Consider the following 14,300-nt stretch of genomic DNA (forward strand, 5'->3'; position numbering starts at 1 on the left):
AGGTGACCAGGACGACAAGAGCCCGGTGAACCGAGAGGTTCACGCCGGGATCTGTGGGAGCCCCGGGGTGAGATTCCCCGGGGCCACCCGACCAAGCGATCTTGACCACCAGTAGGTTCCTGCCACCTGATCTTGACCGGGGTGGGGGAAGCGGTGGGGGTTGCTGCGCGGGCGTACGGCGGTGCCGTGCTGTCGGAGTTCGAGCTGGGCTTCGTCGAGGCGGGTGAGCGTCGTCGGCTTGCTCTGGGGCAGGGGTGGAACCGGTCGTTCGAGGCGGCGGAGCCGGTGCGGAAGTTCAGCTGGGCCAAGGGGAACCAGGGCTTCGCGGGCTTGTACTTCTCGGCGACGGTCGGCGTCCACGTGGGCTACGAGTCGTGGCTGGAGCGCGACCGGCTGATCCTGCTGGACCGCGAGCCGGCGGTGGTCGGGATAGCCTCGCAGCCGTTCTGGCTGCACTGGCACGACGGCCGACGTCTTCGTCGGCACGCGCCGGACTACTTCGTGCGGCTGGCCGACGGACGGGGCCGGGTCGTGGATGTCCGGGCCGGCGATCGGATCGACCAGGTCGCGGCCGAGGCGTTCGAGGCGACGGAGCGGGCCTGCGCCGCGGCGGGCTGGGAGTTCGTCCGCGTCGGCGAGCCGGATCCGGTGCTGATGGAGAACATGCGCTGGCTCTCGCGCTACCGCCGGCGCCGTTGCCTGCGCCGGGAGGTCGCCGAGCGGCTGCTGGAGGTGTTCGACGGGCCGGGGCCGCTGCGGGCCGGGGCGGCGGAGGCGGGCGATCCGCTGTTGGTGCTGCCGGTGCTGTTCCACCTGCTGTGGTCGGGCCGCCTGGTCGCCGACTTGGAGGGCGAGCTGCTGTCGTCCGCCAGCCTGGTTCGAGCGAGGGGAAGTGCGCGGTGAGTTCTCTGCAGCGGCCGGCCGGGATCGCGGTCGGCGCCTGGGTGCGCTTCGCGGGCGAGGTCCGGGCGGTGGTCGGGGTGAGCGCGGGGGCGGTGCTGCTGACGGACGCCGGCGGCGGGCCGCGGAGCGTGTCGGTGGCGGAGCTGACCGGCGGGGCGGACTTCGCCGTGATCGACGTTCCGGTCCGGATGCCGCTGCCGGCCCAGTCCCTGCTGGAGACCTTCCCGCCTGGGGCGGTCGAGCGGGCGCTGTGGTGGGAGGGGCACATCCTCGAGGTCCTGCACGGCCGCCGACCGGAGGCCGATCCGGATGCGCCGCCGCGGGAGGGGTTCGGCCCGGGAAGCTCGGTGACGTCCCGTCAGCGGGCCAAGGCGGCTGAGCTGACGGCGGCCGGCCACGAGGTGTCCGCCAGTACGGTCGGCAACTTGCGGCGCAAGTACAAGGCCGACGGGGTGCTCGGGCTGGTCGACCAGCGACTGGCACCGAAGCCGCCGGGGTTCGGCGCGGTGGACGGGCGGGTGGTCGCGGCGATGCGGGCGGCGATCGGCGAGGCGGTGGACGCCTCCACCCGCAACGGCGCCTACCTGATCTGGCGGACCGGGGAGATCCTGCGCCAGGACGCGGAGGCCGACGATGTCGTGCTGCCGTCCGAGCGCACGCTCTACCGGCTGCTGGCCAAGCTGACGAAGGGCACCCACACCTTCGGCACCGCGGTGAACCGGCGCTCCAAGGCCCACGGCGCGAAGGCCCCGTTCGGCGAGCTGCCGGCCTTCGCGCCGGGCGAGGTGATGCAGATCGACTCGACACCGGTGGACGTGCTGGTCCTGCTGGACGACGGCGTCCCGGGCCGGGTCGAGCTGACCGCGATGATCGACGTCGCGACGCGGACGCTGACCGCCGCGGTGCTGCGGCCGACCACGAAGTCGGTCGACGCGAGCGTGCTGCTGGCCCGCACCGTCACCCCGGAGCTGATGCGCCCGGGCTGGGCGGAGGCCCTGCGGATGTCGCGCTCGGTGCTGCCGCACCGCCGGCTGCTGAGCCTGGACGAGCGCCTGGAGCACGCGGCCGCGCGGCCGGTGATCGTCCCGGAGATGATCGTCTGCGACAACGAGAACGTCTTCATCTCCCGGAACTTCAAGTCGTCCTGCCGATTCCTGGAGATCGACTTCCAGCCCGCGCACAAGGGCTCTGGCTTCGAGAAGGGCCACATCGAGAAGATGCTGGCCTCGATCGCCAGCCTGTTCGTCCAGTTCCTGCCCGGCCACCTGGGCCGCAGCACCGACCACCGCGCACGGCACCCGGAGCGCGAACGGCTCTGGTCGCTGCTGGAGCTCCAGGAACTCCTGGACGAGTGGATCGTCGCCAAGTGGCAGAACCGGCCGCACGACGGCCTGCGCGACCCCGCCCACCCGGGGCGGAAGTTCACCCCGAACGAGAAGTACGCGGCACTGGTCGAATCCTGCGGCTACGTCCCGGTCGCGCTGAGCGGCGACGACTACGTCGAGCTCCTGCCCGCGGAGTGGCGGGTGGTCAACGACTACGGCATCAGGATTAAGAACCGGACCTACGACAGCGCGGACCTGGGCCCACTTCGCCGGCAGGACTCCGGGATCGCCTCCAAGCGGGGGCTCTGGGAGATCCACCACGACCCCTACGACGTCTCCCGGATCTGGGTGCGCGACCACCGTAGCGAGCACGGCTCCTGGATCCAGGCAACCTGGAAGCACCTGCACCGCGCACCGGTCCCCTTCGGCGACATGGCCTGGGACCACGTCAGCCACCAGCTGCCCGAAGCCACCGAGGCGGAGATCGCCGACGCGGTCGCGGCCCTGCTGACCCGCGCGCACGCCGGCCCGGCCAGCGAGTCCGGGCCCAAGCCGTCCAAGCGCGACCTCCGCGTCGCCGCCCGGACCAAGGCCGTCGGACCGGCAGCCCCGATCCCCGAGCAGACCGCCGAACCCGCAGAGGAACCCGCGGTCGAGCCGGAGACGGCACGGGCCGAGCAGAGGCGCGCGGACGTGATCCCGCTCGGCCTGTTCGACCCGCTCGAAGACCCCTGGAGACGCCGATGACGACGCCGGACGCCGACGAGACCGGGCAACAGCTGACGACCAAGGACGGCTGGCGCCGGTTCGTGGCCGGCCAGCCGAAGGCGCCCTACATCCCGTCCCCCTCGCCGAAGGCGTATGCCAAGCTGCCGAAGGAGACCCGCCAGAAGCTGGACGACCTCCGCATCGACCACCACGCCCGGCTGATGGTGGTGGCCACCTCCACGGTCCGGCACACCGTCACCGCCGGGCGCCGCCTGGTGATGCTGAACCGGCACGCGATCAGTGCCCGCCGGGGCCTGATCGTCTCCGGCCCTGCCGGGACCGGCAAGACCATCGCCGTCACCCAGCTCGGCCTGGCCCACGAGCTCAACGACCGCTCCGTCCACCCCGGCGCCTCCCGCCGGATTCCGGTCATCTACGCCACCGTCCCGCCTGCGGCGACCGCCCGCATGATCGCCGCCGAGTTCGCCCGCTTCCTCGGCCTGCCGGTCCACAGCCGGCTGAACACCGCCGACATCATCGAGTCCGTCGTCGGCGTCTGCACCACGGTCCGCACCGGCATGGTGATCGTCGACGAGGTTCACAACATCTCCCTGACCACCCGCCAGGGCGCCGAGGTCTCCGACACCCTCAAGTACTTCTCGGAGCGCATCCCGGCGACGTTCATCTACGCCGGCATCGACATCGAGCACAGCTCGATCCTCCAGGGCACCCGCGGCGCGCAGATCGCCGGCCGCTTCACCCTCATCCCCACCCACCCCTTCCCCTACAACGACGAGTGGAAGGGCCTGGTCAAGACGATGGAGGACACCCTGCTGCTGCACAAGCACAAGCCCGGCACCCTCGTCGCCCTCGACCACTACCTGCACGAACGCACCGGCGGCATGATCGGCGCTCTCTCCCACCTGATCCGCGGCGCCGCGATCGACGCCATCCTCATGGGCACCGAGGGGCTCGACCGCTCCGGTCTCGACTCCATCCCGCTCGACGTCGCCGCGACCGCCCAGGACCGGAAGAGGCGGAGAACCAGCCGGTGAACGACCCGGTCACACGGATCCGCTCGGTCACCCAACTGCCGGTCCAGGTCTTCCCCCATCCCTGCGAGGGCGTCGAATCCTTCATCGCCCGCCTCGCCGAGGCCAACCACCTCAAGCCCACCGTCCTGCGGTCCTACCTCTGCGATCCGCCCGGCCCCCGCAGCACCTTCAGCTGGCCCCGCCTCATCGCCGCTACCGGCCGCAGCCTCTCCGACCTCCAAGAAGTGCTCGAACGAACCCCTCCACCGCCGTCCGAGCAACTGCTCTGCGACTACTGCGGACGCCCTCCATCACCCGCCAGGCTGCCCCCAGGACCGCCGCCCTGGTGGTGCTCGACCCGCTGCCGACGTCGGGCCGACCTACTGGCGACCGCGCCGTCAAGCAGGGGCCTCCTGCCTGACCGGCGGGAGATCCTCTCCTGTCTCGGCTGTGGCACCCAGGTCGTCCGAACGGCGAACAGCACGCGCAACACCTGCTCGAAGCGGTGCCTCTCGCTCAGCAGCCGCCTCCGCGACGCCGAACTCGCCCTCTACGAGAACCCCAACGCAGTCGAAGACGACGCATTCGGGGATGAAAACCTCTGGACGGGCGATCAAACTCGCTTGTCAATCGGTCAAGGTGCCTGTCAAAGGTCAACTGGCCGGGAATCCAGCGGCGAAGGTACCCATGCTGCACACCGTCGCGTAGCCAATCAGTGCGAGCTTGAGCCTGCAATTCCCTCACTCTCAGGCACAATCAGCGTCCATGCTTCCGAGCCAGGTGGCAGGTTGGTCGCTGGCCACCGGCTGAACCTATGATCCAGTAGAGGCATGACTTCATCCGCAGCCAAAGGACGCTCAACCCAGCCTTCGGGCAGCTCCCGGATGGTGCCCCAGTTTCGGTTGAAGTCGGTGAGTGCCCTAGCGGCCTCGAACGACGCGCCCCCACCCATCACTGCCCCTTCAAATAAGGTCATACCAGTGAACGTCGCACCGTCGAAGACGGCTTTCTCGTTACCGAAATCCGTACCCAGAAACATGGTTCGCAGCCCAAACCACGCCGACATAAAGTGGCCGCTGCCCGCTTCGAACCGTGCATCACGGAAGGTCGCATGCTTGATGAACTCGGAGTACGCGAAGTTCGCGCCACCGACGAACCGGCAGCGCTCGAAAGTCGCACTCTCGACTCGGCGGCCGACGAACTCGAAGTCCAGCAGCACCGCTCCGGTCAGATCGAGGTCGACACCAGGCCAGAACTTGGGCTCCTCCGGAGAGGGATCCAACGGCCAGGCGGGGTCAGGCCCATGACCCACTCCAGTAAACAGATGTTGGGTGAGGATACGTTGCGTGGTGACCCGAACGACGCGTTCCTGTTCCCACGCAGCATTGGCTGCCTGATAAGCACCAGAAGCAGCAGCGCGCTCCGCGGCGGACAGACCAGCTAGCTCCGATTCTGGCAGGTCGGGCGGAGGCGTAGGAGAGAAGGGCATCCGCAAGTAGGAGCAGTACACCTCGACGATGGTCTGTCGGTGGGCGGGGTGGTCCTGGGCAAGACGTTCAAGTGCGTACAAGCCTGCCAAGCGAACGGGAGCGCTGTCGCTGCCCAGTTGCCCGGTCGCTGCGGTGTACAGCTCGGTGATGCGGCGTTCGGACGCATCGAACTCGGCGGCATGGTCTGCGGACTCTTGCCGGATGTGGGTGTGCTCGCTGAGCCACTGACGGCGCAAAGCCAACAGCAGTGCTGCCGCGCCTCCAGTGCCGGCCCCAACCGTCAGGGCCGTCTTGATGGCGTCGATTCGAGCTGTCGCCCGCTCCGCTCCCTGCAACGAGTCGGTCTGCGCCAGCATCACCCACATCGTTACGGCGATGGCAATCGAGACCAGGGCACCAGCCAACAGAGCCCACCACCACGGGATCGGGCGTACGCGACGCTGCGCAGAACTCTCCATGTCACCCCCATGTACACGCGCACTCTTGCTTCTACTCTGCCCCGCTGCGTATCAGGCAGATTGGGGTTTGAGGTACATCAGAGCCAGTCGCATACGCACGAATAGGCGGCCCGAGCGCGGTCAGTTCCCTTCCCCAGCGGCCCTGACCTGGCGCGGCAGGGGTCAGAGCCAGGCTCTAAACGGGCAGTCAAACTCACCTGTCAATCGGTCAAGGTCACCTGTCAAAGGTCACCAGCACCCCGCCCACGAGAGCCACCTCGCCGATGCCGTGACCGGGCTGCTGGCGGCCCATGACCAGCTCGGCGACGAGGCGCTGGCCCTGCTGGCCGCCGAGAAAGACGACACCCCGCAGGGGCGCCGGGCCCGGAAGGCGCGCACTGCCCTGCGCGACGCCGCCGACATGCTGCTGTCCGCCGTCCAGGCGCTCTTCACCGTCCACGGGAGTACCGCCCTCGGCATCGACGGCGCGGTCAGCCACAGCGCCGACGGCACCCCCGTGACCCTGCTCCCCATGCTCAGCACCCAGGAGACCCTCCTCCTGGACGCCTGGGAGAGCGTCCAGGACGCGGTGGACCACCTCGACACCAAGACCTTCCCGGCCACCAAGAAGAACCCCGCCCCGGCCCGCGAGCCGGCCCGCACGAGCGGCGCGCTGCTGCGCCTGCGCGACGGCGTCCTCGCGATCGGCCGGGAGCTGGACGCGCGAGGCCTCGGCGACGACGCCGCCGAGTGCCGGGACAGCGTGCAGCAGCTGGAGCGGCTGGAGGCCCGCGTCTGCCCGCAACCCGACCGAACCGGTCCGGCCACCGCCGAGGCCGGCGTCCTTCAGGGCGCCGGGCGCTGAGCCGCCGGGCTGGGTGCGGCGGTGCGGCCGGCCTCGATGGCGGCGTCCATCGTGGCGGCGAGGGCGGGCAGCTCGCGTTCCAGCTCGCCGAGCACCGCTCCGGGCATCGCCGCGGCCAGCGCGCACACCGCCGCCAGCGCGACCCGCTCACCGGCCGTCAGCTCGGGCAGCCCGTCGGCGAGCGGGCTGCCGGTGACGACGCCGGCGCCGAGGTCGTAGGCCAGTTCCTCGTCCAGCTGCCCCTCCCCGCCCGGCACGATCTCCCGCCCGCAGGCCTGCTCGACCGCGTCGGCCGCCCGCCCCAGCACCGTACGGTGCGCCTCCTGGGTCTGCCGTGCGGCGAGCTCGCGCACCCACCCGGCAGCCCGCCGGCCTGCCTCGCCCGCCTCGGCGAGCAGCCCGTTCACCACGTGCCGCTGCTCCTGGTCCTAGGCCCCGAGGTCCACCTCGTCCACCCGGACGGTCATGTTCGTCATGACCGGTGAACTCGCCAGCGCCACCACGGTCACGGCGGGCCGGTGAGTTTCCGCTCGGCGACCGGTGAGTTTCGCCCCGCCGAACTCCCCACCCCAGGTCACAGCGGTGGCCCGCTCCCAAGCCGCAGGAACGGGCCACCCGCGCGGACCGGGGCCCGCTACGCCTGGAACTCCTTGCTCGTGACGCCGTAGAACGTGGCGTTCGCCGGCCGGACGGTCATCCTCCCGAACTCGTCGGCCATCCCGCTGAAGCCGGGGCTGCGCCGCACCACGCCGAGGAACTTCTCCAGCGCATCCTTGTCCTCCCACAGCTCCTGGACCGTGCTGATGATCAGCGACTTGATGTTCTCCGACTCGCTCACCGCTTCTCCCCTCCGGGTCGTTGGACAGGCGAGCTCTACCCGTCCGTGATCGACTCCGAACGCCCCGTCACCGGTGAACTCGCCGTCGCGTGCCATGGCACCTGCTGGCCGCCGGTGAGCCGGCTGCGGCTACGCTGCCCCGGGGCGCCCGTCGGACCCGGGACGCACACCCACGGGCCATCGCCGGCGGGCGCCTCCGAAGCGGGCAAGAATCTATAAGCCACCCCCGTTGACCTGCTCTCATGACACCGATCGCACGGCCCGGTCGTAGCGCGGGCAGACGTAGCGGGCGAGGTCGGGCGGGAACCAGCGCTGCCCTGGCGTCGCCGGCCGCCACGGGTCGACGGCCATGCCCGCGGTGCCGAGCCCGCAGACGGTGACCGCCGCCGGGTCGCCGGGCACGTCCGGGTCGGAGCCGGTCGCGTGCACCGCCAGGCGCTCCGGGTCCTCCGGCTGCTCGACCACCACCACGATGCCCACCACCCCACTCTCCGGCCCACACCGTCGGTCCCGCACCCGCAGAACGGCCGCCAGGACCACCCGCACCCGCCGGTGAGTCCTCCGCCGCCCGGTGAGTTTTGCCCCGGAGCAGCCGGTGAGTTTCGCCCCGCCGACCTCACCAGCGCAGGTCACAGCCGTCCACGCAGCGCTGCTGCTGCACCGCAGCACGCCGGTGCAGCAGCAGGACAACCAGTGCAGCAGCCCTGCTACCCGTGGGCGAGGTTTCGCCCCGCCCCCGGGCAGCGAGGCGTAATGCGGCCGGGCCGTCGGGCCCGGCGGTTACGATCCCGGGCATGGACAGCGCCCCGCCGACCGCCGCCACCGACCAACCGGCCACCAGCGCGGAACCGGCCCGGCTGTGCGCTCGGAAGGGCTGCTCGAACCCGGCGCTCAAGGGCCCCACTGGGCGGCCGCGGACCTACTGCTCGCGGTCCTGCCGTAGCAAGGTCGACCGCGCCAAGGCCAAGGCCCGCGACGAAGCAGCACAAGCAGCAGGCGCCGCTGCACCCGACCCGACCGCTGCACCGACCGGTGCAGCCGCCGACCCCGCCGCTGCACCGCCCAGTGCAGCACCGGCGGCCGCCGTCGGGGCCGACGACGTCCTGGCCCGCTGGGGCGAGGACGGCCGACACCTCCTCGGCATCGCGGAGGCGATGCGCCGTCGGCTGACGCGCTTCTTGGAAGAGACCGCCACCGGCGATCCGGCCGCCGCGTTCGCGGAACTGGCCAAGGTCCTGCCGGGCTACGGCACCCGCGCCTACATGGCCGCGCAGGGACTCCGGGACAAGGCCCGCTGGCCGCACCTGGACGAGCACGAGCGCCTCATGGCCCGCTCGCGCGAGCGGATCGACCGCTGGGACCACGACGAGGACCCGGACGACGCCGTCCCGGAGGAGACAAACGCCCCGCGAGGCGAAACCCCCACCCCCGCCCCCGAGCCTGAGCCGGACACCGGCCCGGTGCCGGTCCAGCGGTCGGCGGCCGCCGTGGCCGATCAGGCCCGGCGGGAGGCCTGCACCGACCCGGAGATCCGCTTCGACTTCCCCGACCTCCTCGACGACCTGGAGGTGACCTTCGGCCCCGGCTGGGAGCTCGGTTCCTGGCTCGTCCCCGAGGCGCAGGGCGTCCTCCAGCTGCGCCTCGACAGCACGCCGATCGGTTGGACCGCGCCCCTGCCGGACGGGCCGTGGGGACAGGCCGGCTGGATCGCCTGCCTCTACCAACAAGGCGGCCGGCTCCTCATCGACACCCTGTCCCGCCCCAGGACCCTCCCCACCGCGGACCTGGCGCTCGACGCCATCCTGCGCGCCCACCAGACCGGGGCGGCCTCGGCCCGCTGACCCGGCCTCACCAGGGTGCGGGGCCGCCGTGGTGGTGCCGGGCAACGGCTTCGAGCAGGGCCTGCCGCGCGCCCCACAGCCGGCCCTGCTCGGCGGCCAGGGCGTCGGCCGCCCACACCGGCAATGGCCGCCCGAGCGCTGCTTCGTCCAGCGCCTTCGCCAGCGCGGTGTCGGCCTGCTTCCAGTCCCCCAGCTGCCGGACCAGACTCCGCACGAAGCCGTCGACGGCCCCGGCCGGGTCCTGCCCGTCCTGTCGGGCCTCCTGGGCCACCTCGCCGAGGACGTCCTCGTCCAGGTCCTCGAACGCCGCCTCCCACCGCGCGGCCACCAGCCGCTGATGGTCGGCCAGCACGCTCTGCAGCCCCTCGTCGACCGACTCCTGCGACCAGGGAAGCGGGGACCGCGGCGCCCGGCCCACGACGGCGAAGGCCCGGCCGCCGACACCCGGCCCCAAACCGGCGCCGCCGCGCCGCGGGCGGGGCGAGGAAGTGCTGCTCACCCCCGCTCCAACGCCGCCGCCACTCGATTCGTCACCCCGGGCCGCCGACCCGGCGGGGCGAGGCCGGCCGATCCGGCGTGCCGAAGGCCGGCCCGGGGTAGGGTCCGATCAGAGCCTGAGCCGCCGTCACGGCGCGCGCGTACGGGCCAGCGAGGCGAAAGAGCCCGCTGGAGTTCCCCGGGTGTCTCCCCGGGGCCGTCCCCGGGTGGTGCCCCGGGGGGAAGCATCCGCCGACCTTTCGACATTTCCCCAGCTCAGCCCCAGGATTCGGGCCGCTCAGGATTGCCGATAACCCTCTCCCTTCCCTTCTTTGAGCTGTTGGTGGTTGGTGGTGCAGTTGGGTAGGGCGGGCTCGGGTTCACCGCCAGGTCCAGTGCTGCCCTACCCGCTCCATCGCCGCTGTGGCCCTCCCCCTTTTCCCGGCCGGGTGGCCGGGCGCCTCCCGGTGGTCGGCGCGCGGTGGGGCAGGCGGCGGGCGAGCAGGCGGGCGGGGCGGCCCCGGTGTCGGTGGTGTGCGGTACAGCAGAGAAGATCACCACCACGAACGACCGACAGCGCGGGGGCAGGGCATGGACCACGACCAGGACGGCGGCCACGGCGGCCAGGGCGAGCGGCACGGCGGCGAACAGCCGGCCCGGCCGGGCCGGGTGCACTTCCGCCGCTCCGCCCGCAACCCCAACGGCAGCACGGCCCCGCTGCGCGCCGACGTCCTCGCGGCGCTGGGCGTGCTGAAGGTCGCCACCTACAAGCAGCTGCACGCTCTGATCGCCGCCGACGAGTACCGCGACCACCACCGCGTCGAGCACGTGGCCGAAGCGGTCCGGGACCTGGAGAAGCACAAGCTGGTCGATGTCCGCGGCACCACCTCGCCGCCGGGCCGCCGCCCCGCCCCCAAGACGGCGCCCACGGCCGCCCCGGCCGCCGAGGGAGCGGGTGCCAAGCCGAAGCCGGGCGGGCCCGGAGCGGAGAAGATCGTCGGCCTCACCCCGCTCGGCCTGGCCGCCGCCGCCGAAGCCCTCGGCGACGACCGCGACATGGGCGGCCACGCCCGCGGAGCCGGCCTCACCGGCGCCCCGCACGCCATGCTCGTCAACGAGCTCATCATCACCGCCGTCACCGGCACCACCACCCACGGCGCCCCGCCCCGCACCGACAAGCGCCAGGCACCCCCGCGCCGCGCCCTGCCCACCGGCCCGCTGCCCGGCGGCATCGAGGCCTGGGCCACCGAGACGCCCCACACCATCACCGGCAAGTTCAACGTCATCCCCGACGCCATCGTCCGCCTGCCCGAGCTCGGCATCCCGGTGGCCTTCCTGGAACTCGACCGGGGCACCATGACCGACATCCGCAAGGTCGCCGGCAAGCTCGACAACTACAAGCGCTACTTCGACCGCACCGTCCACGACGGCGGCCAGGAGCGCCTGGAGGTCGAGGTCCGCTACAACGTCCCCGAACCCGCCTACGGCTACCGGCACCGCCGCGCCGTCCGCCCGCCGGTCCTGTTCGTCCTGGACCAGGGCACCCGGGGCAGCCGCCCCCGCTACAGCCCCGAGGCCCTGGAACAGCGCCTCGAAGACCTGCGCAACGCCACCTGGGAGCACTGGCAGGGCCAGGCACACGAGCAGGAGGGCGTCGCCTACGCCACCTTCGACGGCAAGATCCCCGTGCTCGGCACCACCGTCGAGCGCCTGCGCGAGCACGGCTGGCAAGGGCCCATCTGGTGGCGCTTCGGCCAACCCGGCCGGCACTCCCTCACCGACGCCCTCAACGACGAACCCAACTGGGACCTCATCGCCCAGCGCCGACAGGAACGCGAAGACCAGGAACACGCCGAACAGGAGCAGGCCGCCAAGGCCAAGCAGGATGCCGAGACGGCGAAGCTACGCAAGGCGCTGCTCGCCGCCCGTGCCCACAACGACGCCCTGCACCCGTGCCACACCTGCAAGGGCCCGCTCGGCGGCGCCCACGACGCCGAGAACGAGCTGAACGAGAACGCCGACCCCGACCGCCTGGAATGCCCCTCCTGCGACCGCCAGCGCCGCACCGACAAGCGCCGGCCCATCGTCCTGGACCTGCCCACCACCCGAGCCCTGCGCCGCGCCGAGAAGCACGGCCCACCCAGCGACGACCCCTGGTGGACGGTCCGCCTCCTCCACGCAAAGCGCTGGTCGAAATACGACCGAAGCAACGGAGAAATTCCCCACAACATGACCCAGATCCCCCACGGCCGCTCAATGCCAGAAAGGTACTGAAAACACCGCTACAACATGCTGCGCATTCCATAAACGAAAAAAGCGCCGACACTCCGCGTGGAGCGGCTTTCCACAGGCCATCGCCCACAGACTTTGGGAATGGCCAGAAAAGAGACCCGACAGGAAACCTGCCCACTCCACACCAAATACACGACACGCAACCCCGGAGCCTGCCCCCTCACCCAACACAGCACAATCCAGGACCACATCCTCGCCCTCCTGAAACACCACACCGACCAACCCCTCGACCTCCGCCGCTGGCCACCCCACCGACCCACCCGCCGCGCCATCCGCACCCTCGCCCACCACACCGGCCTCCACCCCCGCACGCTGCGCCGCCACGCCGGAGGCACCCGCTGGGCCGCCGACCCGCACACCCGCGCCCTGGTGGACCTGTGGGCCCGGGAGACGTTCTGCGTCGACCGGATCATCGCCCGCGAGGCCCGAGACGCCCGCTTCGACGCCCTGGCCGCCCGCCGCCGCGCCGCGGCCACCCTCCAGGGCCAGCTCGAAGCCGAAGCCCGGCGAGCAGCCCTCCGCCGCTACCTGGACGGCTGACCCGCCCGCCAGCCGCAGCCCGCCGCCCACTGCAACGCGGGTGCAACGCGGAGTGCAACGCGAGGTGCAACACGGCGCCCGCGTTGCACCCCTGACCTGCACAAACACCCTTCGGGACAGGCCACAGAGCCCGCGTTGCACCCCGCCCCCGCACCCAGCGGCCGGCCCCGCCGTTTGGCTGCGCGTACAGCCACGCGCTCAGCTGCCCGTTCAGGTAAGCGATCAGCTACGCGTACAGCCTCCGGCAAGTTCGGCCCCGCAGAGCCATCAGCGCTGGTCAGAGAGCCGCCCGGCCATTCTCACCGGCCCGACATACCTTCCTGCGCCCTGTCCTGGTGATGAGTGGTGTCGTGGGTGGGGGTGGGCGCCGGTCGATCGGGTGGGTCGCTGCGCTGTGCCCTCTCCTCCGCGTCCGGCTGATGCCGGCCGCGCGGTTCGGAGGCACGGCGGGGCGGCCGATTCTGGCCGCCCCGCCCCGAGCGCGGTCCAGCTATTAGTAGGAGTAGATCGAGGTGGACGTCATGGTTGCGCCTCCCCAGGTGGTGCAGACGGTGGTGCCAGTCTGCGGCTTGGTCACACCGTTGTTCACCTGAATCCGCCAGCCCGGGTAGGCGATGAAGCCGCCTCCCACCTTATAGAGGCCACCATTTCCACCCTCCGTGTATCCGACGAGGATGTAGTAGTTCCCGCTCGTGGTCCTGATGTAGACGCAGCCGTCGCTCTGCTGGTACGTGCCGTAGTACGTGGTACCCGCCGTAGCAGCCTCCGTCGAGGACGCTGCCGCCGTCCCAACGGATCCGAGGACTAGGGCCGCCACGGTGCTGGCCACCGATACGATCTTCTTCATCTTGACTGCGATCACTTCTGCCTCCCCTATTGAGAAAAGCGCGGGGCCGATCTGGGCAGACCGTCCGATATGCAAGCTAGCACTGCAGATTGCGATTCACTATGCCCTCCGGAGAACCCGAGGGAGAAGCTCCTGGATTGGCTGGATGAATGAGTCTCGTGCTCCCCACATACCCCGAACGCCCAGCGAGCCTCAATTATCACGTGGCTAACGAGACCACAACAGGGATTGCGCAGGAAACTCCGACAGTGGCCTACTGATACAGTCGTCGGACTGGCCCGAGAAGCGATACAAGGACGATAGAAGCAACTATTCGGCAGAATGATTTAGAGTCGATCAGCTATTTAGGGGAATATTCGAAACGCGGAGTCGACGACTCAGTTCCGGCGGGATCATCTGACAGTTAAAGTCTGATACATCGAGGATCGCTGCTCACTCTTCCAGGGCGGCGCACCCCTCTCGTCAAAGGGGATCAAGGATTGGACTAGGTCGATCTGAAGGGAGTGAAGCCGACCCGCACATTCCCCCCGGCACCACCCCTCCCCCGGCCAGCCTGTCGTGAGGTCAGCCAAAAGACCAGTTCAAACCCATGATCTCGCCTCAGCGCCCGGGCCTCATGGAGCGAAGCGGAGTGAGGCCGGCCAAGGCGCGAAGCGCCGGGCCCACCCGGGCGAAGCCCGGGTGCGGACACGCGGAGCGGGTC

The 14,300-nt window shown here is 70.9% G+C and carries 13 protein-coding genes; 7 read left to right on the forward strand and 6 right to left on the reverse strand.

What is annotated here, in order from left to right:
* Positions 1-186: 186 nt before the first annotated feature.
* The 3 genes from ACFZBX_RS36350 to ACFZBX_RS36360 are packed head-to-tail and all read left to right on the forward strand — an operon-like array spanning position 187 to position 3,991.
* On the forward strand, positions 187-903 hold the full coding sequence (locus ACFZBX_RS36350) for a TnsA-like heteromeric transposase endonuclease subunit (RefSeq protein WP_391538091.1): 717 nt from the start codon (positions 187-189) through the stop codon (positions 901-903).
* On the forward strand, positions 900-2,975 hold the full coding sequence (locus ACFZBX_RS36355) for a Mu transposase C-terminal domain-containing protein (protein ID WP_391538092.1): 2,076 nt from the start codon (positions 900-902) through the stop codon (positions 2,973-2,975). The genes ACFZBX_RS36350 and ACFZBX_RS36355 overlap by 4 nt, the downstream gene beginning before the upstream one ends.
* Positions 2,972-3,991: a TniB family NTP-binding protein gene (locus tag ACFZBX_RS36360; protein WP_391538093.1), complete on the forward strand. Its 1,020-nt coding sequence runs from the start codon at positions 2,972-2,974 to the stop codon at positions 3,989-3,991. Before ACFZBX_RS36355 ends, ACFZBX_RS36360 begins: the two co-directional genes overlap by 4 nt.
* Positions 3,992-4,682: 691 nt before the next feature.
* On the opposite strand, the gene ACFZBX_RS36365 is transcribed toward ACFZBX_RS36360, so the two are convergent.
* Complete coding sequence (locus tag ACFZBX_RS36365; RefSeq protein ID WP_391538094.1) at positions 4,683-5,864, reverse strand: pentapeptide repeat-containing protein; 1,182 nt, start codon at positions 5,862-5,864, stop codon at positions 4,683-4,685.
* A gap of 322 nt (positions 5,865-6,186) precedes the next feature.
* On the opposite strand from ACFZBX_RS36365, the gene ACFZBX_RS36370 reads away from it, so the two are divergent.
* A complete protein-coding gene (locus ACFZBX_RS36370; RefSeq protein WP_391538095.1) occupies positions 6,187-6,762 on the forward strand; it encodes a hypothetical protein in 576 nt (191 codons plus the stop codon).
* Here ACFZBX_RS36370 and ACFZBX_RS36375 read toward each other — a convergent pair.
* The 3 genes from ACFZBX_RS36375 to ACFZBX_RS36385 all read right to left on the reverse strand — a co-directional run bounded on the left by ACFZBX_RS36375 (position 6,744) and on the right by ACFZBX_RS36385 (position 8,080).
* Entirely contained in the window at positions 6,744-7,172 is a 429-nt protein-coding gene (locus ACFZBX_RS36375) for a hypothetical protein (protein ID WP_391538096.1), read from the reverse strand. The two genes, ACFZBX_RS36370 and ACFZBX_RS36375, sit on opposite strands and share 19 nt — an antisense overlap.
* Positions 7,173-7,396: 224 nt before the next feature.
* On the reverse strand, positions 7,397-7,600 hold the full coding sequence (locus ACFZBX_RS36380; protein ID WP_391538097.1) for a hypothetical protein: 204 nt from the start codon (positions 7,598-7,600) through the stop codon (positions 7,397-7,399).
* A gap of 240 nt (positions 7,601-7,840) precedes the next feature.
* The gene (locus ACFZBX_RS36385; RefSeq protein WP_391538098.1) at positions 7,841-8,080 is read right to left on the reverse strand and encodes a hypothetical protein; all 240 of its coding nucleotides are present in this window, start codon (positions 8,078-8,080) and stop codon (positions 7,841-7,843) included.
* 314 nt (positions 8,081-8,394) lie between these two features.
* Here ACFZBX_RS36385 and ACFZBX_RS36390 point away from each other — a divergent pair, with 314 nt between their 5' ends.
* Complete coding sequence (locus tag ACFZBX_RS36390; protein ID WP_391538099.1) at positions 8,395-9,441, forward strand: hypothetical protein; 1,047 nt, start codon at positions 8,395-8,397, stop codon at positions 9,439-9,441.
* Positions 9,442-9,448: 7 nt separating this feature from the next.
* Here the strand turns inward: ACFZBX_RS36390 and ACFZBX_RS36395 are convergent, their stop codons facing one another.
* Positions 9,449-9,940, reverse strand: a complete 492-nt coding sequence (locus ACFZBX_RS36395) for a hypothetical protein (RefSeq protein ID WP_391538100.1) — start codon at positions 9,938-9,940, stop codon at positions 9,449-9,451.
* A 569-nt stretch (positions 9,941-10,509) separates the two neighbouring features.
* Here ACFZBX_RS36395 and ACFZBX_RS36400 point away from each other — a divergent pair.
* Positions 10,510-12,192, forward strand: coding sequence for a hypothetical protein (locus tag ACFZBX_RS36400; RefSeq protein ID WP_391538101.1), 1,683 nt, complete (start codon positions 10,510-10,512; stop codon positions 12,190-12,192).
* A 99-nt stretch (positions 12,193-12,291) separates the two neighbouring features.
* A complete protein-coding gene (locus ACFZBX_RS36405; RefSeq protein WP_391538102.1) occupies positions 12,292-12,750 on the forward strand; it encodes a hypothetical protein in 459 nt (152 codons plus the stop codon).
* Positions 12,751-13,243: 493 nt separating this feature from the next.
* On the opposite strand, the gene ACFZBX_RS36410 is transcribed toward ACFZBX_RS36405, so the two are convergent.
* Positions 13,244-13,612, reverse strand: a complete 369-nt coding sequence (locus tag ACFZBX_RS36410; protein WP_391538103.1) for a hypothetical protein — start codon at positions 13,610-13,612, stop codon at positions 13,244-13,246.
* Between the last annotated feature and the right edge of the window lie 688 nt (positions 13,613-14,300).

It is taken from the genome of Kitasatospora sp. NPDC008115 (assembly GCF_042957205.1).
Taxonomy (GTDB): Bacteria; Actinomycetota; Actinomycetes; order Streptomycetales; family Streptomycetaceae; genus Kitasatospora.

Coding starts and splice junctions, on each gene's coding strand:
- ACFZBX_RS36360 (WP_391538093.1), top strand. CDS start 2,972: ATGACGACGCCGGACGCCGACGAGACCGGGCAACAGCTGACGACCAAG.
- ACFZBX_RS36390 (WP_391538099.1), top strand. CDS start 8,395: ATGGACAGCGCCCCGCCGACCGCCGCCACCGACCAACCGGCCACCAGC.
- ACFZBX_RS36400 (WP_391538101.1), top strand. CDS start 10,510: ATGGACCACGACCAGGACGGCGGCCACGGCGGCCAGGGCGAGCGGCAC.
- ACFZBX_RS36405 (WP_391538102.1), top strand. CDS start 12,292: ATGGCCAGAAAAGAGACCCGACAGGAAACCTGCCCACTCCACACCAAA.